22 protein-coding genes are annotated in these 26,098 nt (G+C 47.4%); 1 reads left to right on the top strand and 21 read right to left on the bottom strand.

The window, feature by feature from the left end; all coding sequences use genetic code 11:
• Positions 1 to 260 precede the first annotated feature (260 nt).
• The 17 genes from H583_RS0128565 to H583_RS0128645 all read right to left on the bottom strand — a co-directional run bounded on the left by H583_RS0128565 (position 261) and on the right by H583_RS0128645 (position 18,913).
• Entirely contained in the window at positions 261 to 1,298 is a 1,038-nt protein-coding gene (locus tag H583_RS0128565) for a FecCD family ABC transporter permease (protein ID WP_028563467.1), read from the bottom strand.
• A complete protein-coding gene (locus tag H583_RS0128570; protein WP_051237176.1) occupies positions 1,295 to 2,299 on the bottom strand; it encodes a FecCD family ABC transporter permease in 1,005 nt (334 codons plus the stop codon). Before H583_RS0128570 ends, H583_RS0128565 begins: the two co-directional genes overlap by 4 nt.
• A gap of 15 nt (positions 2,300 to 2,314) precedes the next feature.
• A complete protein-coding gene (locus H583_RS0128575) occupies positions 2,315 to 3,346 on the bottom strand; it encodes an ABC transporter substrate-binding protein (RefSeq protein WP_028563469.1) in 1,032 nt (343 codons plus the stop codon).
• 59 nt (positions 3,347 to 3,405) lie between these two features.
• Positions 3,406 to 4,719: an NtaA/DmoA family FMN-dependent monooxygenase gene (locus H583_RS0128580; protein WP_028563470.1), complete on the bottom strand. Its 1,314-nt coding sequence runs from the start codon at positions 4,717 to 4,719 to the stop codon at positions 3,406 to 3,408.
• Between the two features lie 240 nt (positions 4,720 to 4,959).
• Positions 4,960 to 5,778 carry an AraC family transcriptional regulator gene (locus H583_RS0128585; RefSeq protein ID WP_028563471.1) on the bottom strand — a complete coding sequence of 273 codons (819 nt, stop codon included), beginning with the start codon at positions 5,776 to 5,778 and terminating at the stop codon, positions 4,960 to 4,962.
• Positions 5,779 to 5,931: 153 nt separating this feature from the next.
• Entirely contained in the window at positions 5,932 to 8,187 is a 2,256-nt protein-coding gene (locus H583_RS0128590) for an ATP-binding cassette domain-containing protein (protein WP_028563472.1), read from the bottom strand.
• Between the two features lie 154 nt (positions 8,188 to 8,341).
• A complete protein-coding gene (locus H583_RS0128595) occupies positions 8,342 to 8,740 on the bottom strand; it encodes an SRPBCC family protein (protein ID WP_028563473.1) in 399 nt (132 codons plus the stop codon).
• Positions 8,737 to 9,066, bottom strand: a complete 330-nt coding sequence (locus H583_RS0128600) for an ArsR/SmtB family transcription factor (protein ID WP_028563474.1) — start codon at positions 9,064 to 9,066, stop codon at positions 8,737 to 8,739. Before H583_RS0128600 ends, H583_RS0128595 begins: the two co-directional genes overlap by 4 nt.
• A 325-nt stretch (positions 9,067 to 9,391) precedes the next feature.
• Positions 9,392 to 10,594, bottom strand: a complete 1,203-nt coding sequence (locus H583_RS0128605) for a macrolide family glycosyltransferase (protein WP_028563475.1) — start codon at positions 10,592 to 10,594, stop codon at positions 9,392 to 9,394.
• 510 nt (positions 10,595 to 11,104) lie between these two features.
• Positions 11,105 to 12,031, bottom strand: a complete 927-nt coding sequence (locus tag H583_RS0128610) for a carbohydrate kinase family protein (RefSeq protein ID WP_028563476.1) — start codon at positions 12,029 to 12,031, stop codon at positions 11,105 to 11,107.
• 11 nt (positions 12,032 to 12,042) lie between these two features.
• Positions 12,043 to 12,882 (bottom strand): BtpA/SgcQ family protein, encoded by an 840-nt coding sequence (locus tag H583_RS0128615; protein ID WP_028563477.1) that lies wholly within the window; start codon positions 12,880 to 12,882, stop codon positions 12,043 to 12,045.
• Positions 12,883 to 12,927: 45 nt separating this feature from the next.
• Positions 12,928 to 13,920: an ABC transporter permease gene (locus tag H583_RS0128620; protein ID WP_342663562.1), complete on the bottom strand. Its 993-nt coding sequence runs from the start codon at positions 13,918 to 13,920 to the stop codon at positions 12,928 to 12,930.
• Complete coding sequence (locus H583_RS0128625) at positions 13,913 to 15,415, bottom strand: sugar ABC transporter ATP-binding protein (RefSeq protein ID WP_028563479.1); 1,503 nt, start codon at positions 15,413 to 15,415, stop codon at positions 13,913 to 13,915. The genes H583_RS0128620 and H583_RS0128625 overlap by 8 nt, the downstream gene beginning before the upstream one ends.
• A gap of 21 nt (positions 15,416 to 15,436) precedes the next feature.
• A complete protein-coding gene (locus tag H583_RS0128630) occupies positions 15,437 to 16,399 on the bottom strand; it encodes a substrate-binding domain-containing protein (protein ID WP_245586019.1) in 963 nt (320 codons plus the stop codon).
• A 115-nt stretch (positions 16,400 to 16,514) separates the two neighbouring features.
• Positions 16,515 to 17,249: a GntR family transcriptional regulator gene (locus tag H583_RS0128635; RefSeq protein WP_028563481.1), complete on the bottom strand. Its 735-nt coding sequence runs from the start codon at positions 17,247 to 17,249 to the stop codon at positions 16,515 to 16,517.
• A 434-nt stretch (positions 17,250 to 17,683) separates the two neighbouring features.
• Complete coding sequence (locus tag H583_RS0128640) at positions 17,684 to 18,373, bottom strand: YjjG family noncanonical pyrimidine nucleotidase (RefSeq protein ID WP_028563482.1); 690 nt, start codon at positions 18,371 to 18,373, stop codon at positions 17,684 to 17,686.
• A gap of 78 nt (positions 18,374 to 18,451) precedes the next feature.
• Positions 18,452 to 18,913, bottom strand: a complete 462-nt coding sequence (locus H583_RS0128645) for a carboxymuconolactone decarboxylase family protein (RefSeq protein ID WP_028563483.1) — start codon at positions 18,911 to 18,913, stop codon at positions 18,452 to 18,454.
• A gap of 395 nt (positions 18,914 to 19,308) precedes the next feature.
• On the opposite strand from H583_RS0128645, the gene H583_RS0128650 reads away from it, so the two are divergent.
• Positions 19,309 to 19,812, top strand: coding sequence for an Rrf2 family transcriptional regulator (locus tag H583_RS0128650; RefSeq protein ID WP_028563484.1), 504 nt, complete (start codon positions 19,309 to 19,311; stop codon positions 19,810 to 19,812).
• A 189-nt stretch (positions 19,813 to 20,001) separates the two neighbouring features.
• On the opposite strand, the gene cydC is transcribed toward H583_RS0128650, so the two are convergent.
• From cydC to H583_RS0128670, 4 genes are read right to left on the bottom strand one after another with little or no spacing between them, the layout of a single operon-like run.
• Positions 20,002 to 21,735 carry a thiol reductant ABC exporter subunit CydC gene (gene cydC, locus H583_RS0128655; RefSeq protein ID WP_028563485.1) on the bottom strand — a complete coding sequence of 578 codons (1,734 nt, stop codon included), beginning with the start codon at positions 21,733 to 21,735 and terminating at the stop codon, positions 20,002 to 20,004.
• Positions 21,732 to 23,552, bottom strand: a complete 1,821-nt coding sequence (gene cydD, locus H583_RS0128660) for a thiol reductant ABC exporter subunit CydD (protein ID WP_028563486.1) — start codon at positions 23,550 to 23,552, stop codon at positions 21,732 to 21,734. The genes cydC and cydD overlap by 4 nt, the downstream gene beginning before the upstream one ends.
• A gap of 57 nt (positions 23,553 to 23,609) precedes the next feature.
• Complete coding sequence (locus H583_RS0128665) at positions 23,610 to 24,623, bottom strand: cytochrome d ubiquinol oxidase subunit II (RefSeq protein WP_028563487.1); 1,014 nt, start codon at positions 24,621 to 24,623, stop codon at positions 23,610 to 23,612.
• Positions 24,620 to 25,984, bottom strand: coding sequence for a cytochrome ubiquinol oxidase subunit I (locus H583_RS0128670; protein WP_028563488.1), 1,365 nt, complete (start codon positions 25,982 to 25,984; stop codon positions 24,620 to 24,622). The genes H583_RS0128665 and H583_RS0128670 overlap by 4 nt, the downstream gene beginning before the upstream one ends.
• Between the last annotated feature and the right edge of the window lie 114 nt (positions 25,985 to 26,098).

Here is a 26,098-nt window from a genome sequence, read left to right on the forward strand (position 1 = left end):
TTTTTCATCAAATCTATCCGAATGCTTTAGTGCCCATTGGTTGACCAGTCAATTCCATATCAACTACATTACCATTAGACAGGAGCAAGCCTCAAGTAAAATATGTGTCCCATGTCCTTTGATTCATAAATAACCCTCAGCTTGCTGTCTAAAATTCAACAAGCTGAGGGTTTGAACTTACGAATACGCCGTCCTCTTTTAGCAGCTTCCCCGCCTGCAATCGTTAAACCCTCATTCAAGCTCCTCCTCCATAGCTTTAATTAGCTCCCTTGTGGCATTCTTTTTCTGGTCAATAAATACACAAAATAAGGCACACCAATAATTGAAATGACGATTCCTACAGGCAACTGGGCTGGAGCAAAGATCGTCCTGCCGATAAAATCAGCAGCAAGTACCATCAGCATGCCGACTACGCCGCATACAGGGAGCACATATTTATACGGAGTGCCAACCAGTCTTCTTGTAATATGAGGGGCAATCAGGCCAACGAAGCCAATGCTTCCCGATACCGCCACACATGCGCTGACAAGCCCCACACAGCATAATAGAAAAATCATTCGCTCCCTATCTTTCCGCAAACCAATACCCGCAACCGTCGTCTCATCCAATTGCAGGAGATTCAATTTGTAAGATCTCCACCACATGACGGGAATTAGCACGACCAGCCAAGGAAGCACTGCCAACACCTGTATCCAGTCCGTGCTGTATATACTGCCGGCAAGCCATACGGTGGCCATCTCAAAATCCTTCGGGTCCATTTTAAGCGAGACATATAACGTAACTGCCCCAAAGCCCGCGCCAAAAGCTATACCAACCAAAATTAATCGCTGAGGGTCGATAGTCCCGCGATGACGGGCAAATAGCAGAAGCAGCAGTGCAGCTGCTGTCCCGCCAATCCAGCCGAACACTGGCATCGATAATACAGACAACCAGCTAGCATTTTTTACCGTGCCCTGCACAAAAAACATATAGAGAACAATACTCATGCCCGCAGCTGCATGAATGCCGAGAATTCCGGGATCTGCCAGCTGATTGCGCGTCATCCCCTGCAGGACTGCGCCAGCAACCCCCAGAGCAAAACCGACCAATGCTCCAATCACAATGCGTGGAAGCCGAAAATCAAATACGACCAAATCATAGTCCCCCGATGTATGGATACGCAGCAGTGTCTTCAGCACGTCCAGCGCCGATATATCAAAGGTTCCATTCGTAACACTGATATACATCACAACAATCGACAGGATCACCGCCGTTATCAGCACGATCAAAAAGCGGGTCTGGTGCCGGAAACGTCTCACGCGCTCTTTCCTCCTCTCGTCTTGATCAGATACAGGAAGTAAGGAACACCTACAAGTGCGGTTACCACGCCGATTGGTGTCTCGAACGGATAATTTAAAAACCGGCTGATGACATCTGACCAGGCGAGGAACAGCGCGCCGATGATCGCGGCATAGAAAATGATTTTGCGGTAGTTCTGCCCCACAAGAAATCTCGTAATATGGGGAACGACCAATCCAATAAAGGCGATTTTGCCCGCCATAGCTACCGATATACCAGTCAGAATGACGACACTGAGCATGGTCAACACCTTCATGAGCACCAAATTGATTCCAAGTCCTTGTGCAACCTCTTCTCCAAGCGCCACGGTTGTGATAGAACGAGAGACCGCAGCAGCCAACACCAGGCCCGCAATTGCGAACGGAATTGTCCATTTAATCAATGTCGGGTCCATTTGATGCAGTCTGGCGTTATACCAGAAGCTAATATTTTGCGATACCTGATAATAGGTAGCCAGTGCTTGAGAGATACCGCTCAGGAAGGTGCCAATGATCGTACCCAGAATGGCTAAGGTAAGGGGCGACATGCCATTAGGCAGCAGTCTGGCAATCGAGAATACCAATATGGCGCCAAGTGCGGACCCTATTAATGAAAATATAATCAAGGTCTTCGAAGAAGCACCCGGCAACAGAATGACACAAAGCGTAATGACGAATACTGAGCCGTCGGAAACCCCCATAATGGAAGGAGAAGCCAGATAATTTCTTAACAACCCCTGCATCAGGGCACCCGATACTGCCAGAAAGCCCCCGATGAGCAGTGCGCCCAATACGCGCGGGAATCGTGATGTGTGAATAATCAAATGGTCCATATTTTGAGCATCATAATCAAACAATGATTCCCACACGGTCATATAGCTTATCGATTTAGAGCCTAATGAGACCGACACTGCAATCGTAATGGCAAATAAAATGAGAATGAAACCAGCCAGAGTAAATTTCTTGATTAACCATGAGCACATTGCTCCCGCTCCATTCTATTTCTGTTCGAGCTGCTTCATTATCGCTTCCAGGAATATGTTCCGGCTGAAGGCTGGGCCTCCCTCTAACAGTGGATCTACGACATTAACAAAAACATGCCCATCTTTGACTGCCGCAATATTTTGGAAAATTGCATTTTTTTTCAACTCATCGTAGGCACTTTGAGTCTCGCTGCTCTCACTCGTCGAGAACTGGATAAACAAATAGTCCGGATTCATTTCCGCGAGCTGCTCGATCGAAATTACCTCTTGTGTTTTGGCCTTGCTTACCGCTTCAGGAACATCCAGACCGATTTCGTCGTACAGCACAGGATTAAAGTAGACGTCTTTCGGATAGACATAGGCTTGTGTACTGCGAATTCGAATTGTAGCAACCGTCTTTCCCTTCAGCTTTTCTTGCAGGGTAGATTTGGCCGCTTCGCTGTCTGCCTTGTATTTCGCTATGATTTGATCCGCCTTTGCTTCCTTGCCGGAAAGCTCGCCCATCAGCTTCAAATTGGCTTCCCAATTCGTCGAAATGTGGGAAACGAGAATCGTAGGTGCAATTTTTTGCAGCTTCTCATGCATTTCCTTCTGGAATTTGGTTGATCCCAAAATAACGTCCGGCTTCAATTGCAAAATTTTCTCCAAGTCCGGCTGAATTTTCTCGCCGATGGATTCAGACGCCGATGTCACAGAAGCAAATATCTCAGGAAACTTGCCGCCAATCGAAATAGCGCCTGTCGGACGCACATCCAGCGAAGCCGCATCCTCCATCGCTTCCATCGCACCGGTAATCACGATTTTCTCTACATGTTTTGGAACCGTGTAGCTTTGACCCAAATACTCAATCGTTCTAGTCTCGCCTGCTGCGTTGGTATGATCCTTACTGTCAGCTTCATCCGTGCCTTTGTTCTCTGCTTGGGATACATTTTGCCCGCTGGTGGTTCCACTGCCAGATACAGGGACACTTTGCTTATTTCCTCCACAAGCCGTCAACATAAGCAAGAAGAGCGCAATACAACCTAGCGTTATCAATCGTTTATTCATTTTTCTTCATATCCCCTTTCAAAAAATTTCCCTCTATTCATAGAAAATGATAATCATTATCAATTTTTATGTATACCCAGGTGCTCCCTGAGCGTTGTACCCGTATACTCGCTTCTAAACAAGCCAAGCTCAACCAGTTGCGGCATTAGTTGTTCAAAGAAGAGCAGCATCGAACCCTCTGAACCCCCAGGAAGAGCTATAAATCCATCAATCGCTCCTGCCTCAAAATGCTTGATAATATCAGCCAATACATCAGCCACGGTGCCAATCGATACCCAGTGGGCCGATCCTAGCACTTCCGGCCGGCATAATACTTCTTCGACTGTAGGTTCATTCTTGGCGATAAAATGCCGCAGAAGCTCCGCATGCGTGCGGCTCCGAACAGGCAGATTGGGGTCTGGCAGCATATCTGCCGTGACGCGGTCCTCAGATGCAAAACCGCTTAAATCAAGGCCCAGAACAGTTATCAAAGCTGCATTCCTGTATTCAAAGCTCATATGCGCGTGCGTGGCTTTGTACAATTCATAGGCTTCCTCGCGTGTATTTCCCAGGAAGAAATACAATCCCGGCAGAACCCGGATATCGTCCCCGCTGCGCCCCTGCTCCTGAGCCCGTCTTCTCAAATCCTTGCGCAGTTTAACTCCTGATTCCAGATCAGGCATTGCAGCAAAAATGGCATCAGCCTGCGAAGAAGCGAAATTTCGTCCGGTATCGGATGCCCCGGCTTGAAATAACGGAATACTCCCGGCTTGGTGCCCTGGCACAGTAAGCGGACCTTTAACACTAAAAAACTCGCCTGAGTGATCGATGGCTTTCACTTGCTTCATATCAACGAAGACACCTGACTCCCGATCCACACGAAGCGATTCATGCGGAAAGCTCATCCACAGCTTGCGGACCACCTCCGTAAATTCCCTTGCCTTGGCATATCGCTCCTGTGGAGACGGCATTGGCGAATCCCCGAAGTTTTCTGCCCCCTCGATCGAGGTCACTATATTCCAGCCGGTGCGCCCATTGCTGAGCCAGTGCAGGGATTGAAGCTGTCTTGCGACCACATATGGCGGGTTAAAGGTTGTGGACACAGTCGTTACGAGCCCTATTCTTTTAGTCTCGCGGGCTATCGCAGCAAACATCAGCGTAGGGTCCGGGCTGCCAAAGCTGGCAACTTTTCCGATCATCTGCGGGCTCACATAGAGATAATCAGCCCGGAAAAGGAAATCGAGCTTGGCCTTCTCCGCCAGCTTGGCCAACCCGATATAAAAGTCAATCGTAGCCATTTTCTCTACATCGCTGTCCGGTTCCCGCCAGCCCTGCCCCTTCATCCAGGTTGTCGACAATGAAAACCCGATACACAATTGTCGCTGTGCTGTCATTTGCATCAACCTTCCTTCTAAGAATACATATAGTATCCTAGTACTTTAGATAACCTGTGATTCATCACATTTCCGTCTTATTAAAGCTCCAAACTTTTCGGATCAGCAAATAATAATGATAATCGTTATCTTTTTGTATTTTAGCAAGGACCTATACAAATGAAAATACACAAATAACGAATGCGATATGAACAATTATCTAAAACTTTCTCCTTTCGATAGAGAGATTAATATGGAGAGTTATTCATTTTTCTCCAGATAGGAAGATGGAGTAATACCTAATTTCTTTTTAAACAGCCTGCTGAAATATAATGGATTCGTGTAGCCGACACTGGCAGCAATATCCCGTATAGGAAAATCCCCTGTCTGCAGCAGCTCTCTTGCCCTCTCCATCCGGTAATGGATGACATAATCAATCGGGCGGAATCCGGTATACTTGTGGAAGTAATAAGAGAATTGCTTGGGGTTCATAGCATGCAGCTCCGCCAGCTCATCAAGCGTCAGCATTTCCATATAGTGTTTTTTAATGTAGGCAATCGCTTCATCGATAACCTTTTTGCTTGGTGAAGTGCCGCGGCTGTGGTGCAGATGACTCCCTAAGACTTGATGCATGATGCTTAAAAACAGCTCCTTTGCACGAAGCTTTCCCATCCCTCCGGGTGTGCGGACATGCTCATGAAGCATCAGCAGCGAATCAATGATTCTTGGAAGTGCCCCATGCTCCAGCTTGAAATGGGCGTTGCATACATGCTTGTATTCCTCTTCGCTTCTCTTTTCCGGGCTATAGAACACCGAGTAGTATTCCAGCTCCGATTCGCCCACGACCCTTGAATCCATTTGCATGAAGGGCGCGGCGTGAAATACTGAACCCGGTTGCAATTCATAAGTAACTCCATTCACACGCAACCTGGCCTGCCCCTGAATAATAAACAGAAAACCGTACTTTTCCGTTCTAAACTCCCGCAGCACGCTTTTCTGCTGAATAACCAAACGGTAAACTTCCTTTATCTTATAGGAGCTGCAGGCTAACGCCTCTGCTAGCTGATCAACATTGATCATGATACTTTCCTTCCTCAATACAATGTGAACAAATAAAAAACAGCCTTCAGTTACGAAGGCCGCAGCTTTACAATAAGAACATATCGCACATCTAATAATTGGGCAAGTGGAAGCCAGCTGTCCCATAGCTCTAATTTTCCGGGATTTTAAGAATTACTTCAAGTATCTTCCTGTGATCGACTGCTCCGCTTGGATAATATTGGTTGGGGTGCCCTCGAACACGACTTGCCCTCCCTTGCTTCCCCCGTCCGGTCCCATATCGATGATCCAATCCGCCCGGCTGATCACATCGAGGTTGTGCTCGATGACAATCACTGTGTTGCCAGCATCAACGAGCCGGTTCATAATCTCCAGAAGGTGTCCGATATCGGACATGTGCAGGCCGGTCGTCGGCTCGTCCATCACATAAATGCTGCCTTTTTTATGCAATTCACTCGCCAGCTTGATACGCTGGCATTCCCCGCCTGATAGTGTGCTTAACGGCTGGCCGAGGGTAATATAGTTCAGCCCCACATCACTCATCGCCTGAAGCTTGCGCACCACCTCTTTCAGCTGGAAAAATTCCAATGCCTGCTCCACGGTCATTTCCAGCACTTCGGCAATTGACTTTCCGTTCAGCTTGTACTCGAGCACTTCTTCCTTAAAACGTCTGCCCCCGCATACTTCGCACGGCAGCTTTACACTTTCAAGGAAAGCAAGATCTGTATACACAACGCCTAGTCCTTGACAGTTCTCACAGGCCCCCTTGGAGTTAAAGCTGAATAAGCCTTGATTCACCTTGTTTGCGGAAGCAAACGCCTTGCGCACATCATCCATAATGCCCGTATAGGTTGCGGGATTTGAGCGTGTAGACACGCCTACCGCAGACTGGTCGATGACAATCGCATCCGGATTCTGGCTCAGGAATACGTCGTTAATCAGCGTACTCTTGCCCGACCCGGCAACACCGGTAACGACGGTCAGAATTCCGGTTGGGATATCTACACTCACGTTTTTCAGGTTGTGCAATGTAGCATCCTGGATGCTCATTGTGCCGGATGGCTGCCTGATATCGTGCTTCAGCTCCAGCGGCCGCTTCATATGGGTGCCCGTCAACGTATCTGCTTCCAGAAGGCCGAGGTAGCTCCCTTCATACACGATCGTACCGCCGCGGTTCCCAGCATGAGGCCCGACGTCGACAATATGATCTGCCACCTTGATCACATCCGGATCATGTTCGACCACAATTACCGTATTGCCCTTGTCGCGCAGCTTTTGCAGCAATTCATTCAAGCGGTGTACGTCACGGGGGTGCAAGCCAACGCTCGGCTCATCGAAGATATAAGTGACATCCACCAGACTTCCGCTCAGGTGCTTCACCATCTTGACACGCTGCGACTCACCGCCGGACAATGTATCTGTCTCACGATCCAGCGTCAAGTAGTCCAGTCCAATATCGACCAGATGCTGCAGCCGCTCTGTCAGCGATTTAACAACTGGGGCGCCGACAGGATTGTCGATCTCACGAATGACGCGAATGAGCTGGCCGACTTCCAAGGAGGACATCTCCGCAATGTTGAGTCCGTTGATCCTGCAGCTCAGCGCAGCCTGACTAAGTCTCGCGCCGCCACAGCTGGTGCAGGGACCCTCGGTGATGTAGGGTGCAACCGCTTTTTGCGTTCGTTCAGACATCGTCTTTACGTCCCGCTTGATGTACTTGTTGGTGAACTTCTCAATGACGCCTTCCACTGTAATGTTCACTGTCTTCCCGCCGAACTGTACCTCTAATTTCTTCGCTTTGCCATACAGAAGCTGCTCAAGTTCCTCGTCTGAGTAATCGGTCAGCTTCTTGTCAGGATCGAAGGGCCCGGACTGAATGACCATTGTCCAGTCAAAGCCGTTCACCGGATAATCCGGCAGCATAATTGCACCTTCATGTAATGATTTTGATTTGTCCAGAGCCATGCTCATGTCAACAGCTAATTTGCGCCCAATTCCGTTGCATTCCGGACACATGCCTTGCGGATCGTTAAACGAGAACATATTAGCTTGTCCAATATAGGGATGCCCCACCCTGGAGAAGAGCAGACGGAGAATAGGAGAGATATCGGTAATCGTGCCCATCGTGGAGTGGGAACCGCCGCCAAGACGCTTCTGATCGACAACAACAGCCATGCTCAGATTCTCGATCGCATCCGCATCCGGCTGTGGATAGCGCGGCAGGAAGTTGCGGACGAACATGCTGAAATTTTCGTTCAGCAAACGGGTAGATTCAGCGGCAATTGTATCGAAAACGATCGATGATTTCCCGGAACCGGATACCCCGGTGAAAATCGTAATCTTCCGCTTGGGAATGCGCAAGGATACATTCTTAAGATTGTTTTCCCGGGCAGCCGATATGACGATATATTCCTGATAAGATTCGTTCATGATTAACACCCTTCCGGTATTAATTTGATAAGTTCTATTTCTACCTGCATCATAGCATTTGATTGTGTAAACCTCATCCCGACCCGCCATTAGCACGCATAAACCGGCTGCAAGCAGGCTGCAGCCGGTTTATAGCAGTTCAAGATCGTACCCATTACTCCGCCAATACTTTTTCGAGCTTGCCGCTCCATCCGCTCCATCCGTATTTGGCACCTTCAAGTCCTTGAGCGTTGGCGAACCCGGTTTGTTCGAGATGAAGATTAACCTTCCCGTCTCCTAAATCCTTCAGCGTCCAGGTCACGGTATGCTGCTCCCCGGCACTGGCCCAAGTATAGGACAACTCGTTTGGCGCCTCTACGGTCAGCACTTCACCGGTAATGATGCCATCCCACCACTCATTTGGCTCCGTACGAAACTGAAAACGGTACCCAACCTCGGCCTTGAAGTCATTGGACATGACCCACTTGGCAAGCTTGCCTGATTCCGTTAAAGCGGACCAAAGCTTTTCAATCGTTGTCGTGTACTGAAAATCCAGAGTTAATTTTAAACTCATTCTTCTTCCTCCTCTAAGAGCTTGTTTAAGCGCAGCATATTCATACTCCAAAATTTACTGTAAAAGCCCACCCAATCTTGAACTTCTCTGAGTGGCAAGGCATTTAGTCTGAATAGCGTTTCTCTGCCAACCTTCCGGTCAAATACCAATTCGGCTTCTTTTAGAACTGTCAAATGCTTGGATACCGCAGTGCGTCCCATTTGAAAATGCTCCGTTAGCTCATGAAGCGGTCTTTCATCTGTCTCTGCCAACAATTGAATTAATTGGCGCCTGGTGGGGTCTGCAATGGCGTCATACACATCCCGTAAATGTTTATTATCACTCACAACAACTTCTCCTAAATAGTATTTCCAAGGGATAACTATTAATTTCAATATTTTCTCATAATCGTTTACATTTAACTTAACCAGGAAAAAATATTCAAACAAATACACCTAATAAGACAACATTTAGTGATAATTTTATTTTAGGACACCACTTGGTGTCTCGTCAATAATCTGATCGTTTTCACATCAACACTGTAATCTGGCTATATTATCCGCTATTATTGTGGCTTCATTTGCTCCATGACTTTAAGTTAAAAAGCCTCAGCACAATAATGCGGAAGCTTTGGTTAATACATGGGACCCGCTATTCGGATAAATTTGATATTTAGATTTGATATCGTATTTTGAATGCGAAAATCTCATCCGCAGCTTGGTGATACCCGCCCGACTTCCGAAAGGAATCCCCCAGGCTTTTAGCAGCTTTCTGGTAACATGTGAGACTAGACACATGATCAACGGCACCACGCAGCTGGCTTGCAGTCAGGCTTTTCATTTGCAATTGAATACCTGCCCCGAGAGCGGCGACTTGTCCGGCAATTATGGGCTGATCTGCGCTTTGTGGGATTACAATTAAAGGAACGCCAAAATAAAGACCTTCATGGGCACTGTTCATTCCCCCATGCGTAATAAATAATTTCGTGTATTGCAGGATATCGGTTTGCGGAACATAATTTTTCACAATGAAGTTTTCAGGAATTTCTCCTAAATCAGATATCACGGTTTTATTTCCTATAGCCATGATGATCTTATGCCCGGTGTTCCTGAATGCTTCCAAACAAAGCTTGTAGAAATCAATGGCCCGATTAAAGACTGTACCGAGGGAGATGTAAACCGGATTTTCCCCCTTGATTGCAGCCAAGTCGAAGCTGGTTTGTGTGAATCGTGACGAAATGGACGGACCTGTAAATTTATACGTTTCGTCAAAGGTTTCTCCATCCGGCTGAAATTCCTTTGTTGTATACACGATGGTTAGTGGTGCAGGATTACAAAACACTTCATAAGGAGAATCGATCTCCACATCGTATTTTTCCTTCAGCATTGCCGTCAGGCTTTGAAATTGACCGGTGATAGGATCTAATATTTCTATAGGGACATCCTTATGAAGTTCTTCCAGCATGCTGTCGAATTCTGCTTTTGTCTGTGCAAATGTTGTGCAAGAGCTGATTGCAGGAAGCTTAAGAATTTGAGCAAGCAACCGTCCGCAACCAAACATAGAATCATGGATGATATAATCAAAATGCTCTCCTTTGATTTGTTCGAGAACGCTTGGAATGACGATATCCGCCGTAAGTAAAAGCCCGTTGACTCTTTCGAGCAAATAATTTCTTCCGCCTGAAATAAAGGCTTTTATAAATTTTTGATCGTCAAATGTTCGTACGGAAGCCCCAGTCTTCTCCATACGCTCCCGAAAAGCTTCTATAGAAAAATATACAACCTCTTCCCCGCGCGAAATAAGCTCTTGCACAACACCGACCGTTGGATTAATATGTCCCTCTGAACCTGCATTCACAAATAAAACACGCGCCATCCCGACCACTCCTTATGGCAACTGAATTCTAGCAACAGCACCAAGTACCACTCTTTTGCCGCTTGCAAGTCACGAACGCCGATCGATGTCCATGAAGGGAAAAATCCATCCTCCGTCAGGGGATTGTCTCCCTGTTAAGGTTTGCCCTCGTTTCCATCCCATATACTTGCCGCACCAGGCAGCTGCTTGCTCATGATTATCATATAGGACATCGCCCTTTTTGAATCGGTTCGACCATATCTACTCCCCTGGCCGCGTAAGTACATTATACAAAACACAAACACATGTTCTTGTTATATTTTACCATTGTCTGCAATATAAAAACAAGGGCTATTTAAAATAATATATTCCAACAGTGTTCCTGAGACTTTAACCACACTTTCTTCCTGTGAGAACAACTTTGTACAAGAAAAAAAGCCGCAGCGTGTGCGGCTTTTAAAATCTATAAGTTTTTATATGCCAACATTTGCCCTCGCCCTTTATGTGCCCAGGAACGATTAGAGATCAGCTTCATTTCTGTTGAAGCCACTCCATTTCATTTAACTGGGCTTGATGCGGCAGCCCGGTCCGGGCACCTGCCACGGCTACTGCCCTCGTGCCCAGTTCAATCCCCAAGCGCAGCACCTGCTCTGCAGGCCAACTACGGGATAGGGCGTATAATACGCCAGAAGCAAAAGCATCGCCTGCGCCTGTCGAATCCACAGCTTCAACCGGCAAAGCAGGATGGTAGAGCGAACGTACCCGCCTATCTTCAGCCGTATAGCTATACATTGCCCCCTGCGAGCCAAGTTTGACAAACACATGGCCAATGCCCAGCTTGTGCAGCTCTTGTACAGCATATCCACGCTTCTGTTCAGGGAATAAATCATGCAGCTCCGCTTCATTCAAGAACAGAATGTCCGTCTGCCTGAGAAGCGGCAGCAGAAATACAAGTCCTCTGCCTGTAAGCAGCTTGCTCGGATCAAGCGACAGCCTGAGCTTGTGCCCCTCCGCCTTCAATGAAATCAAATGTTCAAGACTGGATGCTGCCGGGCTGCTTGCGTGCAAATAGTCAAGACGGTCAAGGAAGTCCTTAGGTACCAAACTCCAATCATAGTGCAAATTCGCGCCAGGGTACGTATAAAGTGTGCGCAGTCCCACGCGGTCGACGATAACCATAACCGTGCCGGATACAATGCCGGGTATCGTCTGTAAATAATCACAATTGACATCCTCCAGCTCTTTCTTCAGCAGGGACGCGTATCCGTCATCCCCTATAGCTCCAAGAAAGAACGCCTCTTGACCGAGCCTGGCGAGGCCGACTGCGACATTGGCAGCCGAACCTCCTGAGAACACTTGAACGCCCTCCAGCTCTGCTTCCTCGTCAGCACCTGCAAAAGCAGCTGTTTTGCCTACAAGATCTACGTTAATAAATCCATGGACTGCTATTGCGGCCATATCTGACCCTCCTAACGCAGTTTGGCGACCTGGTCCATAAACCGTTGTACACGCTCTAACTCAACAGGCCCCCACCAGTTGCCGTCCACCTTCAGGCAGCTGCCTACAATTGCGCCATCCGCTGCGGACAAAATGGATACTGCATTGTGCTCGGTCATTCCGCTCCCGACGATAACAGGAAGGCTCGTATGATTGCTGATGCCGTTGATTTCGTCCAGCTCCGTCTCGTCTCCTGTCCGGTTGCCCGTTGCGATCAGAATATCTGCATCGAAAAACTCATTGTCACGCGTCTGCTCCGCCAGGCTCCGGTCAGCTACAATGGAGTGGCTGCCATGCTTAACATGCACATCCGCCATGATTTTAATATCATCGCCGAACAGACTTGCTTTATACCGCATCGCCCGCGCAGAGGCACCCTCAATGAATCCCTCATTGGCAATATAAGCGTTAACCCATTGATTCGAGCGCACCCAGGTCGCTTTACAGCCCTTGGCAATGGCGATCGACGGAAGAACGGCATTTGCCAGACAGTTGACGCCTAGTGGCAGCTTGCTCGCCTTGCGTATTTCAACCCCTATTGCTGTCATCGCTGCCACCGTCTCGATGCCGAAATCCTCCGGTTTAGGGAATGGAATATCCCAGGCATTCTCGATTTGCAGTCCGTCTACGCCGCCTTCAACTAGCACACTGACATCCTTGAGCGCAAATTCGATAATTTCGTCCATGCTCTCGCCTTTATAATGCGGCGCTCCAGGTAGCGCTTTCAAATGAACCATGCCAATAATCGGCTTTTTAACGCCAAACAACTCATCAAGTGCATTCTTTTTCGTTGGAAAAATTCCTCCGCTCATTTCTCTCCATCACCTTTACTGTTTATTTTTTTATATTTAATCGAATCAAGCAGCTGAAGCCCTTCTACTCTTCATCGAGTTAAACCACACAGCAGCCAAAATTACGATCCCTTTAATCATCAGCTGATTGTAGGAAGGGACATCAAGCAGATTGAGACCATTGTTCAGAATGGAAATAATAGCGACTCCCATCAATGTGCCGACAATTTTTCCCTCTCCGCCGAAAAGATTTGTACCACCCAGCACAACTGCCGCAATGGCATCCAGCTCGGAGCCGGTTCCCGCATTGGGAGATCCGGTCGACAGACGCGAAGCCAGCAGAATTCCCGCTATGGCCATCACCATGCTGCCAAACACATAAATGCCGGTTTTGACCCAATTCACCCGGATGCCGCATAAGCGGGCCGCTTCTTCATTCCCGCCGATCGCGTAAATGAATCTTCCGAAGCGGGTATGGCTGAGCAGCAGATGACCAATAATGGCAACCACAACCATGATGATGATCGGTACCGGAATCGGGCCGATATAGCCCCGTCCGAGCGACCGGAAAAATGCATCATTGATCGGAATCGGATTCCCTTCCGTGTAGACGAAAGCGACACCACTTAAAATGGTCAGCATCGCGAGCGTCACGATAAACGGAGGAATCTTTTGCGTTGAGATGACGGTTCCGATAAAGAAGCCAATCCCCGCTCCTACTGCAATCGTAATGATAATCGCGAGCAGTACCGGTACCCCTGAAGCAATCAGTCCTGCCGCAATGACACCGCTTACAGCAATTTGAGAGCCTGCGCTAAGATCAATGCCGCCGGATATTATGATGAAGGTCATCGCAACCGCCATAATACAAAGCACCGCTGACTGCCTGAATACATTCAGTAAATTGTCTACCGTCAGAAAATCACTGCTGGCAAATGACATCAGAACGAAAAGAAGAATAAGTCCAATCGCCGTGCTGCCTTTGTTAAACAAAAAGGCCGAAATCTGTTTCCATTTTGCCTGTCCCTGTTCCTGTGCAATCACATTCGCTTTAAGCACTGGTAGCCCCCCCAAAAGCAAGTTTCAAAATATGATCCGGCGTAATCATCGATTTCTCCAGCATCCCAGCCATATGGCCTTCCTTCATCACCATAACCCGGTCACTCATCCCGACAATTTCTTGAATTTCCGACGAAATCATCAAGACGGTCACACCCTGCTGTGCCAGCTTGCTTATCTGGGCAAAAATTTCCGCTTTGGCTCCCACATCCACCCCACGGCATGGCTCATCTAAAATCAGAATACGCGTCCCCTGAATCATCCAGCGTGCCAAAATCGCCTTCTGCTGATTGCCTCCGCTAAGATTGGAAATGGTCTGTTCAAGTGTTGTTGTCTTGATGTTGAGCAGCTTGCGGTAAACCTCCGCAGCACCTGTTTCTTCCTTGCGATTGATCCACAAAAACCGGTCGAACTGCTTGAGTGTCGGCAGTGTCATATTTTCTCTGACGCTCATTTTCAGCGTAAGTCCCGTCTCCTTGCGGTTCTCCGTCACAAAACCGATACCAAGCTTTATCGCATCGCGTGGTCCGCGGATATCCACCGGCTTGCCATCAATACAGATGGTACCGCCATCCTTCTTTAGCAGTCCGAATAGCGCCATTGCAATTTCGGTCCTTCCCGATCCTACCAGTCCGGCTACACCGAGAATTTCGCCTTTTCTCAGCTCGAAGCTGATATTATGGAGCACTCCCCGCTTGTTAAGCCCTTCAACCTTCAACACCGGCTCGCCAATCGGTGCCTCCACCTTGTTAAAGTAGTCAGCGACCTTGCGGTTCGCCATCAGTTCAACGAGTTCATCCACACCGCTGACTTGATTCAAAGGCATTGTCTTAATATGCTGCCCGTCTCGCAATACGGTAACGGTATCGGCAATCCGGAATATTTCATCCATCCGGTGAGAAATGTAGAGAATTCCAATACCCTGCTGCTTCAATTCTTCTATTAAAGCAAGTAAAATTTCAATCTCACGGTCGGAAAGCGATGATGTCGGCTCATCCATAATTAATACCTTTGCTTGCTGGGAGATCGCTCTGGCAATCTCGATCATCTGCTTCTGGGCGATGCTGATTTCACGTACCAGTTGTTTTGGATCAATCCGAAGCTGGAGGGAAGCAAAGATGTCCTTCGTATCGCTGTTCATCTTCTTCCAATCGATTAGACCAAACTTATTGACCGGCTGATTGCCAAGGAATACATTTTCCGATACTGTCAGATCATTTGCCACATTCAATTCCTGATAGATACAGTGGATACCAAGCTTCTTGGATACCATCGGGTCCATCTGGCTAATGGGCTGGCCTTCAACATAGATTTCTCCGCTTGTTTTGGAATACGCACCAGTCAAAATTTTGATGAAGGTAGACTTGCCCGCCCCATTCTCGCCGACAATGGCATGCACACTGCCGGGCATCAGCGTTAATGAGACATTAGACAAAGCACGGTTGCCGAAAAACTCCTTGACGATATGTTTCAGTTCAAGAATTGGCTGATTCAAAGGCCATTCCCCATTTCTGTATCACTTTGCGAAATGCTCATCGACGTTGCTTTTATCCAAAAGTACAACCGGAATGCTAATATTCTTCTCAAGCTGCTTGCCGTTAATGGCATCCAGTGCGGCTTCAATGGCTTTCTCCCCAATAAGCTGCGGCTGCTGCTGGATCAGCGCATAGATATGACCGTTTCGGATACCGTCTGCGGCCTCTGGCGTCGGGTCGAAGCCAACGATCTGGATATTGGATTTATTGGCTGATTCGAGCGCAGCAAGCGAGCCTGTGACGCTGTTTTCACTCGTTGCAAAAATATAGCTCACATCCGGATTCGCCTGAATAATGTTTTCAACTGTAGCCATCGATTCCTCGCGGTTGTATCCCGGCTGCTCATTCAAAAACTTGACACCCTTCACATCAGCAAGCGCATCTTTAAACCCACGCAGACGCTCCTTCTGAACAAAGGATTGCTTCCAGGTCACAATGGCAATCGTTGCTTCTTTGCCGTCCGCCTCGATTTTCTTCTTCAACTGATCGCCGATCAGCTTGCCCGCTTCATAATTCTCGGTGCCAATAAATGTATCGACACTATCTGAATCAACGACATTGTCTGCTGTAATAATCGGAATGCCCTTGCTCTTGGCTTCCTCGATTGCCGGAATAACACCTGCGTTATCGGTTGCCAGAACAATCAGGGCATCCACGCCTTTTTGCATATAATCCTCAATTGCCGATACCTGCTTGGACAGATCCAGATTCGGGTCATTCGACAGTACCGATATGCCCTCCTCCTCGGCCTTCTTGTTTACACCCTTGCTAATATCAATGAAAAACTCATGTCTAAGCGTTGTATAGGTGACCCCAACAACCAGCTTCTTGTTCCCATCTGACTTGTTTCCTTCTGTCTTGCCAGGCTGACCGTTGGAACCGGAACTGCATGCCGACAGCAATGTTAGCGCTACCAAAAGTGCGGCAAACAACGCTTTTTTCACTTGGATTACCCCCATCAATTTTTTAATTTATTGAGAAGAATCTACAGATTTGCGCGCGCTATCTTCATCTGCAGATTCTATCAACCGGAAGGAAATAAAGTGATGCTCGTTAAAGTTAGTCCATTGTCTTCAGTACGTTCACATATTGGAACTTGTCAGGCAGGAAATACATTTTCGTAAATTCGATCGGGCCCTTGTCTGTTTTGGTGACGCGTTCGATATACAGCAGCGGAGATCCGACCGGAATGTTCAACACTTGTGCCAGCTGCTCGTCAGCCAAAACAGCCTTAACTTTCTCAACTGCTTCAGTCAGCACAATTCCTGCATCCTGCTTCATGGTTTTGTACAACGACCGCTCGGCGAAATCATACTTGTTCAAATCAATGGTCAACAGGTTGTTGCGGATGTAAGCCTCCTGCAGACCGATAATTTCATTATTGACCAACCTGACTCTTGTCAGATGGTACACGGAATCTTCCCAGATCAGTTCCAGATTGCGGACGATTTCATTCGTTACCGGGACAGCCCCGGCTTGAAGCACTGTGCTTCTCACCGTATGCCCCTTCTGTTCAAAGTCCTCAAGCAGACCAAGCAGCTTTGGCCGTTCTCCTTGAAGGGAATGATCCGCTACAAAAGTGCCACTGCCTTGAATTCTATAAAGTACACCTTCATTAACCAGTTCTGCCAATGTCAGCCGTACGGTAGTTCGACTTACTTTAAACAACTCGCACAGTTCGCCTTCACTCGGAATCTTATCCCCGATCTGCCAATGCCCGTCTTGAATTTGTTTTACGATGACATCTCTGAGCTGATAGTATAATGGGCTGCCTTTTTTGCTTCGGTCAAGCATGGCTAATCTCCTTTCAGAAAAATCGTTATGTCATAGTGTTGTTATAACATATTTTCATTTTGCTTGTAAAGCGTTTTCAAAAAAATGATTTGGTGTACTATCACCTTGTAGCCTCTAGCAACTGTTACCGGAAAATGAGCTGCTGCGTGAAGAATAGTCGCTCTAGAGTATTCCAACGAGCTGCAACGTTAAAAAAGCCGCCATTTCAGCGACTTTTTTAACGTTACTTTAGTTATCCTGCATTTTGGGCTTAATCCTCATATTCACCTTGTTCTTGGAAGAAAAAAGTTTTCCAAGCTTTAGCTGCCAGCCTGTCACAAATTTCTTCACTGCGTCCAATAAGAATATTATCTAGTGCAGCTCCAAATAATTCATTATAAGCGGGTGTACGAATGATTTGGAAACACAATGCCGCAACACTTATTATGCTCGTTTTATTCGGGGCAGATATCATATAATTCCACTAAGTTTGTGATTATGAACGTGCTCTGGATAACTTCAGAATGTTCTTCTGACTTTTTGTTCACCCAGCAAGTATCGATTCCTGACAGGATGCCGCCTTGTATATCCGTGTTTAATGAATCCCCAATAATAAGTGCTTCCTTACTATTAAAATCTTTAATATGCCTCGTCACATAATCGAAAAAATGTCTGGATGGTTTTTGAAATCCAATGCTTTGAGAATCAAAAATATCTTCAAAAAAATCGTATAAGCCGGACTTCTTCAATCGCTTTATCTGGGTTTGAGTTATACCGTTCGTAATTACAAACAGTCTGTGGGATGCAGATAATCTCTGACAGACTTCCAAAGCTCCCTCTATAAGAAGCTGTTTTTCATTGCCCAACAGTTCTCTATACGTATTTTCCCATACAGTGCCATCCACTACTTCCCCGAGTCTTAACATTGTTTCGGAAAATCTTGAGTTTAGAACAACCTCCAACCCAATCTTTCCGTTTTCATAATCGGTCCAAAGTTGTTTGTTGACGGAATTGTATACTTGAAACAACTCATCGGAAAACGTATACCCGTGATGCTGGAACAGTTTGTTTAAGGAATCCGTTTCACAGGCGCCGAAATCCAACAATGTATCATCTAAATCAAATAGAAGTATTTTATAGCTCATTGATCACCTTATAATTAGAAAGTTTAAACAACCAATCCCCGTATATAGTCTTGTACACAGGAATTGGCCAACATCATGTTATTTACGTACGGCGGGTTGATAGTCTCCAGGCACCATGCCAGTTGAGATCGCTATCCGATTCCAAGAGTTAATCGCATTAATTGCCATAATCAAATCGACAAATTGCCCCTCATCAAAATGTTTGCGGACTTGCTCATACAATTCCTGTGGCACACCAGCATTTGAAATTTGGGTCACAGCTTCTGTTAATGCAAGTGCAGCCCGCTCTTCTTCCGTATAAAACGGAGCTTCCCGCCATGCGCTAAGCATATACAACCGCTGCTCTGTCTCACCAGTCGCGCGGGCATCTTTCGTATGCATATCCAGGCAGTAGGCACACCCGTTAATTTGCGAGGCACGAATTTTAATCAGCTCCCACAGTTTGTGGTCAAGACCGCTATTTTTCGCATAACCTTCCAATTTCAATAGTGTTTGCAAAGATTCAGGGCGTACCTTCATATAGTTCAGTCTCAATTCCATGTGTTTATACACTCCTTCGTTTTTAGTGGATCACTAAGTGTCCGTTCAAATCAAACGTAATCGGCTTAAGGCTATTATCACGGGTCATTAACTTATAATCGGTTGCTTATTTGTTGTACCAGCAATCTCGGCTGCCGGAAGACTGAATTTGAAGCAGCAATCCTATAAGTATCTCCTCCATGAAAAAATAATTGTAGCCGGCTTGCTCAAGATTAACGTCGATAATATTAATCGACGATTAACTTTGTCTATAATATAGCGCTTAAGTTTATGGTTGTCAACAAAAATAAAGCGCCATTCAGCTGGAAATGCCTAAACCGTCCTATTTGACAAAGGTTTTAAATCAACCTAAGATGGTTATTAGTGACTTTTTTATTTAGAAAGTAGGTGTTTGCATGCAGTATGGTATTGGTGTTGAATATGGACTGCATTGCCTGGTATATTTAATTGATATTCCACCTGATGATACGGTTGGTATAAAAGAACTTTCTGCATTTCAAGGGGTTTCGGAAACTTATCTTTCGAAGATTTTTGGTAAATTAGCAAAGGCTGGTATTGTAAGCTCTGTTCCTGGTGTGAAAGGCGGCTATAGATTAGCCAAGCCTCCTGCGGATATTTCCTTTTGGGATGTAGTTGAGGCTATTGAAGGCACTACTCCCATTTTTCAGTGTAAAAACATTAAAAATAATAGCTATTTATGCCGTGATGAAGAATATTTAGCATGTACTAAAGCTTCTCCCTGTATCATTAATTTAACGATGCTCGAAGCCGAAGAAAGTATGCGCAATGTGCTGCGCAACAAGTCATTGACCTGGTTGAATGAAGAGCTTGATCGTGTATTAACTCCTCAATCGCGAAAGGAAACGCGTGAATATTTTGCTAATAGCAAAAATGTTTAATATGAAATTCAACAGAACGTTAGTGATACATGCGTTTCATAATCAGAATGTACATTCCACTAAGATTCCTGGACATGTAGCAGTTGTTGGACTGCGACATGTTCAGGATTTTCACGTTAATATAAAAAGCCGCATAAAAATGCGGCTTTCCAGTCCATATGCTCTTCTCTTCAGACAATTGCCCGCGACCTACCGGAATTCACCGTTTACCCCAATCATTTCCTGCTCTAATAATTTCATTTCATAAAAATACCCCTGCTGCTCCATCAGCTCCGTATACGTGCCTGCCTCAACGACTCTCCCCTGGTCAATGACCAAAATGCAGTCCATTTCCTCCAGTCCGGTCAGCCGGTGGCAAATCAGAATTAACGTATCGTTGGCGGCCTCTTTCATCAGATGCCGGAAAATATGCTTCTCCGTGATGTAATCCACTGACGACGTCGGTTCGTCGAGAAGCCATAACCGCCCTTTCCTCAACATGGCCCGTGCCAAAGCCAGGCGCTGCTTCTCACCGTCAGACAAGTTTTCTCCTTTTTCAAATACCCTATCATCCAGTGATTTATTGGGCAGCTGGGCTTTATCCAGAATAGCCGACAGTACTTCATCGGGATACTCTTCCTCATCCAGCAGCAGATTGTCCCGGATGGTCCCCCGAAAGAAATGGCTTTGCTGCAGCACAACATTTGATGCTCTCCAGATGCTGGCTTCATCTAGCTCCTCTGTCAAAACACCATTAATTCGAATCTGGCCACCCGTAGGCGTACGCAGCTTGAGCAGCAATTCGATAATGGTTGTTTTTCCGGAACCGCTCGGTCCGACAATAGCCGTTTTAGAACCGGCTGGGAAATGAAGAGAAATGTCTCTTAGCGCCGGACGCCATTCATCTTCATACTGGAATGATACTCCGTCCAGCTCTATTGAGATGCCCTGATTGACAGAAAGGACACCACTTGGCTGTGAAGGCAGTATTGGGGCAGCATGAACCGTTTCCGAAAGCCGTTTGGCCGCATGTTCGCTTTCCTGCTTATAGGCTGGCAGCGTGGCCATTGGCGCAGCTTCTTCAAATACCGTAAGCGAAGCCATGATCAGCATGGCGAGATACACGCCAGCAAGAGAGCCGTCCATAATCAAATAGCTGCCAAGAGCGAGTACGCCCCAGGAGATCAAGTAGCTTACAAAGGTATGAAGGGATTGTCCGCGCAGCAGATTACGGGCTGCTGTTTCCTGTTCAGCCGCCAGTGCGGCGGAGGCACGCTGCAACTGATGATCGCGTTTATTTAATTGCCCATATACTTTCAGGTCCCGGAATCCGTAAAGAAACTCGGTCACTTCGGCAGATAGCAGCGCCCGCTGACGGATAACACGGCCATGAATCTTTCTTTGCCCGAGCAGAACAAGCCCTGGAACCACAAAGGCAGTTGTGAGCATCCCAAGAACAAACAGACCAGCCATCCAGAATGAAAAAGCTGAAGTAAACACCACTGTGGCCAAAAATACCATAACAACAATGACAGGCGGGTAAGCGACACGCAAAAAATAATGCTGCAAGCTTTCAACATCTCCAACGATGCGTGCGAGCAGCTCCCCGCTTCGCTTTTTGCCCAATATCCCTGGTGCCAACGGCACAAGCCTGGAAAAAAATGAGGTCCGCAAACGGCTGAGCAGTGAGAACGTCGCCCGATGGGAATACAAGCGCTCGGCGTAACGGCTTGCCGCCCGCAGCAGACCAAGAATTTTCACCAGAGACGTCAGTACAATTAAAGTATAAAGAGGCGGTGCAAACACCGTCTGGGAAATCATATATCCGCTTGCGGAAAAAAGGATGACTCCTGCCAGGCCGGCAATGAATCCGCCGATGATTGCAAGCGCAATATCCTTCCGTTCCTGAATCATCGCTTTTGTTAAAATAGCAAGCTCCTTCATGCGAATCCCCCTTTCCTCCCGGCATCCACCATTTCAGCATATTGAGGCAGACGCGCCAGCAGCTCTTTGTGGCTCCCACTGTCCAGAATGGCTCCGTTATCCATAACTATGATGCGGTTGGCATGCCGGATTGTGTACAAGCGGTGAGCCACAGTAATCATGGTCGCCTTGCTTGCCAGCTCTGCGATTGACTGTTGAAGAATGCGCTCGGTTTGCAAATCCAATCCAACCGTAGGCTCATCGAACAAAATAACAGCAGGCCGTTTCAGGAAAGCCCGTGCCAGTGCAAGCCGTTGCTTTTCTCCCCCTGATAAACCTCTTCCCCCTTCACCGACGAAGGTATCATAACCCTGCTCCAATTCGGCTGCCAAGGCAGCAAGCCCGGCGGCCTCTGCCGCCTGCACAACTTCGGATCTGGTGACATCCCGACCCGACCCAATCGCAATATTGTCGGCAAATGTACCGGAAAAAATATAAGGGTGCTGAGTAATATAACCGACATGATCAAACCATGAGGCCTCCGTGTATTGCGCAAGCGGATACCCATTTACCAGCACCTCTCCCGCTGTCGGCTTCAGCAGCCCGGCAATGAGATGCAGCAATGTTGTTTTCCCGGAGCCGCTTTTTCCGACAATGGCGATATGCTGCCCCGGTTCAAAAGCTAACGAGCTGGCTGAAAGCTTGAAGGAATCTGGAGCATATTGGAATCGCACGTCCTTCATCCCGATGGATAGAGGCATTCGAAGCACGTCTAAATTGGGTCTCTCAGGCTTGTCTGCTTTATCTGCCAGATCAATTTCAATGCTTCCACCTGTTTTCCCTGTACCCGAATCCCCATCCGTTGGCGCTTCTCCTTCCCTTATGCCCGTAAGCATTTCCTCCACTTTACGTACCGCCCCCATACTGGTGCGGCCATTATGGAAAGCAGTTCCGGTGTTTTTTAACAGACTATAATACTCCGGCACAAGCAGCAGGATCAAAAAAGCGGTATGGAACGAAAGCGATTTGAAAACCAGCAGCTGAAGCGCCAGCTCAAGGGCAACAATGCCAATGCTCAGCATTACGATCGATTCGAGCATGAAGGTGTTGGTGAATGCAATCCGTAAAATGCCCATCGTCGCATCCCGGTAGCCGAGACTGCTGCGTTCAATTTCCTGCTGCTGGTGATGAGTCCGGCCAAACAGCTTCAACGAGACGAGCCCTTGCAGGGAACCAAGGAACGTACCGGAAAAATCGGCGAGCTGGGTAAATTTCTCCTCCGATTTGTTCTTCGTTGTAAGCCCCACAAGCACCATAAATATCGGGATAAAGGGAGCGGTTATGAGCATAATCAGACCGGAATTCACATGCTGGCTGAACACAATGGCCAATATCAGAATTGGAATGACCGCAGCTTCTATCATTCGCGGCAAATACTGGCTGAAATAACTGTCTGACTCATCCACGGCATCCAGCGTCACGCTCACCTTTCCGCCCGTTTGCCCGCGAAGTGCCACAGGTACCGAAGCATGGGCCAGCTTTCGCAGCACTGCGGCCCGCATGGCTGTCTTTGCCCGGGCAGCCATGTACAAGCCGATTCGCCCGTTCCCATACGACAGCAGTGTACGCACCGCCATAACTGCAAGCAAAACGCCAAGTACGGCAGCAACGGATGAAAAGGAAGCGCGCTGTACAAAAATTTTCTCGACGGCTTCCGCAAGCAGTGCCGCCTGCGCTGAAATGGCTGCACCGAGCACAAGCGATATGCCAGCCAAGAAAACAAGCGATTTCCTTTGCGCAGCCCGCAGCTCAGAAATAAGTCCCCTTTTCCTCTTCACGCGACTCCCCTCCTTTATATGAATGCTAATGAGATACTACCATAGCAGGAATGCAAACTATTTTTTTCCTTTTACATAATCCGCATCAAACAGGAATAGCTTGAACACAAGAATGAGAGACGGAATCAGCAGGCAAAGGCCGCCGATAAAGGCAATGACAAGCGCAATGCCCATTGACTCTTGCGTAGCCCCGCTCTGAATGGTAATGTACGGGTCCAGAATATAAGGATACTGCCCGATGCCATAAGCAAAAAAGGCGCTGAAAAATTGCAGCATCACACAAATAAAAGCCAAACCATAACGCCGCCCGGTGTACAGCAACCACATTGCGATCATAAAGAAACCAACGGAAAGCGCCAGCAGCCACCATAAATCCATCATGTTCTGAAAATGCCGCTCATTATGCTGACTAAGGTAAATAAACGCTGTTAGCGCAGCAATTATCGTTGGCGTACCCCAGAATAAAGCGTAGGTCCGCACCAGTTTTAGCGCTGGCTGATCGTCCGCCCGGGACGCATAGAAGGTCAGGAACGCACTGCTGATAAACAATACGGATACGATAGCCAGGGCCACAATTATCCATGACAAGGGGCTGCTGATTAGCTTCAAATATTCAAGTGTAACAGCTCCTCCTTCCTCCACGATAAAACCGCCTTCGGACAGCGTCAGTGCAACCGACAGGGAAGCCGGGATCAGCAAGCCTGTAGCCCCATACAAAAACAGATACACGCTGTTTTCTTTGGAGCCGTAATTCTCAAATGCGTAGAAGGAACCGCGAATCGCAAGCAGAATAACAGCAATACTTCCCGGCACCAGCAGCGCAGAACCATAATAATAGGCTGTATCGGGGAAAAATCCGACGATGCCGACGTAGAAAAAAACAAGAAACACATTGGTAATTTCCCAAACTGGCGATAAATAACGGGATATTAAACGATTAATCAGATGGTCCTGCTTCGTCAGACGGGCGTAGAAGGCAAAAAAGCCAGCGCCGTAGTCTATGGAAGCAACAATTAAATAACCGTACAAAAACAGCCAAAGCACCGAGATGCCTATCAACTCATAACTCATACCGGTTCACTCTTTTCCATAGATTGAACATTTTTCTCTTTCACCAGCTTTGCCAGCTCGGCTTCTGCCGGTTTATTACGGAACAAGCGTCTCAGCACAAGGACACACATAACTCCCAGCACGATATATAACAGGAGGAAGAGGAAAAAGAGAATCCTCACATTCGGTGATGAAGTAGCCGCTTCCTCTACGCGCATGTATCCGCGGATAATCCATGGCTGCCGACCGACCTCTGCATAGAACCAGCCCATTTCAACGCCCAAAAATGCCAGCGGTGTACTCACAACAATCGCCCGCAGCAGCCACTTGTTGAGTTCATTGCGTTTCTTCCAAAATAAGAAGAGGAAATACAGCAATGCAACGGCTAAAATTACAAAACCGATTCCGGCCATGAAATCAAACAAATAATGCACCACAAGCGGCGGCCATTCATCAGGGGGAAACTCCTCAAGCCCTTTCACCTCGGCATTGAAATCCCCAAATGCCAGAAAACTGAGAACTTTCGGGAAGTGAAGGGCCCCCATTATCTTATGCTCCGCATTAAGCCAGCCCAGGAAGATCAAATCCGCTCCGCTTTCTGTTTCAAAATGCCATTCCGCTGCCGCCAGCTTCTCCGGCTGATGCTCTGCCAAAAACTTGGCCGATACATCCCCGGCGATCGTGGTCAGCAAGCTGAACACTAGAACAACTCCCATCATGAGCTTCAATGCTTTTTTGTAATATGCGGATGTCCCTTTTCTTAAGATGACGTAGGCAGCGATTCCGGCCAGCAGAGCTGCTCCCGTTAAATAGGCTGACGTTAATACATGGAATACTTTCGAGGGTGTCGCTGCATTAAACATCGCCTGCAGGGGATTAACTGCTGTAAAATGACCGCCTTCCATTACAAACCCGCCGGGCTGATTCATAAATCCGTTCACCGTTGTAATAAATAATGCGGACATGCCTGCCCCGGCAACAACAGGCAACGTCAACAGAAGATGGATATACGGATTGCGGAACCGGTCCCACGTATACATATAAATCCCCAGAAAAATGGCTTCAAAGAAAAATGCAAAAACCTCCATAAATAACGGGAGTGCAATCACATTCCCTGCCAATTGCATAAAGTTGGGCCACACGAGCGCCAGCTGTAAGGCAATCGCCGTTCCTGTCACCACCCCTACGGCTACCGAAATGACAAATCCTCTTGTCCATCTTTTGGCCATGAGTATGTAATGCGGGTCCTTCTTGCGTATACCGACAAATTCTGCAATGGCAATCATTAAGGGTACACCGACGCCAACCGTGGCAAAAATGGAATGAAACGCCAAGGTCATCCCTGTCAGCAATTTACTCCACAACACCGTATCTACAACCACGCTGCACTGCCTCCTTCCAAATCCTGATCATGCATTTATCGGAATTGCCCCCAACCCTGGCAAGCACATCTCGATATTTAAAAATTATAATAACTGAGCAATGTCTCAAAAGGA

This window comes from Paenibacillus pinihumi DSM 23905 = JCM 16419, from assembly GCF_000422505.1.
GTDB classification, from domain to species: domain Bacteria; phylum Bacillota; class Bacilli; order Paenibacillales; family Paenibacillaceae; genus Paenibacillus_D; species Paenibacillus_D pinihumi.

What these genes read in the sequence shown, in the direction of transcription:
- H583_RS0128570 (WP_051237176.1), bottom strand. Translation starts at nt 2,299, where the DNA reads ATGTGCTCATGGTTAATCAAGAAATTTACTCTGGCTGGTTTCATTCTC.
- H583_RS0128575 (WP_028563469.1), bottom strand. Translation starts at nt 3,346, where the DNA reads ATGAATAAACGATTGATAACGCTAGGTTGTATTGCGCTCTTCTTGCTT.
- H583_RS0128580 (WP_028563470.1), bottom strand. Translation starts at nt 4,719, where the DNA reads ATGACAGCACAGCGACAATTGTGTATCGGGTTTTCATTGTCGACAACC.
- H583_RS0128585 (WP_028563471.1), bottom strand. Translation starts at nt 5,778, where the DNA reads ATGATCAATGTTGATCAGCTAGCAGAGGCGTTAGCCTGCAGCTCCTAT.
- H583_RS0128590 (WP_028563472.1), bottom strand. Translation starts at nt 8,187, where the DNA reads ATGAACGAATCTTATCAGGAATATATCGTCATATCGGCTGCCCGGGAA.
- H583_RS0128595 (WP_028563473.1), bottom strand. Translation starts at nt 8,740, where the DNA reads ATGAGTTTAAAATTAACTCTGGATTTTCAGTACACGACAACGATTGAA.
- H583_RS0128605 (WP_028563475.1), bottom strand. Translation starts at nt 10,594, where the DNA reads ATGGCGCGTGTTTTATTTGTGAATGCAGGTTCAGAGGGACATATTAAT.
- H583_RS0128610 (WP_028563476.1), bottom strand. Translation starts at nt 12,031, where the DNA reads ATGGCCGCAATAGCAGTCCATGGATTTATTAACGTAGATCTTGTAGGC.
- H583_RS0128615 (WP_028563477.1), bottom strand. Translation starts at nt 12,882, where the DNA reads ATGAGCGGAGGAATTTTTCCAACGAAAAAGAATGCACTTGATGAGTTG.
- H583_RS0128635 (WP_028563481.1), bottom strand. Translation starts at nt 17,249, where the DNA reads ATGCTTGACCGAAGCAAAAAAGGCAGCCCATTATACTATCAGCTCAGA.
- H583_RS0128640 (WP_028563482.1), bottom strand. Translation starts at nt 18,373, where the DNA reads ATGAGCTATAAAATACTTCTATTTGATTTAGATGATACATTGTTGGAT.
- H583_RS0128645 (WP_028563483.1), bottom strand. Translation starts at nt 18,913, where the DNA reads ATGGAATTGAGACTGAACTATATGAAGGTACGCCCTGAATCTTTGCAA.
- H583_RS0128650 (WP_028563484.1), top strand. Translation starts at nt 19,309, where the DNA reads ATGCAGTATGGTATTGGTGTTGAATATGGACTGCATTGCCTGGTATAT.
- cydC (WP_028563485.1), bottom strand. Translation starts at nt 21,735, where the DNA reads ATGAAGGAGCTTGCTATTTTAACAAAAGCGATGATTCAGGAACGGAAG.
- H583_RS0128665 (WP_028563487.1), bottom strand. Translation starts at nt 24,623, where the DNA reads ATGAGTTATGAGTTGATAGGCATCTCGGTGCTTTGGCTGTTTTTGTAC.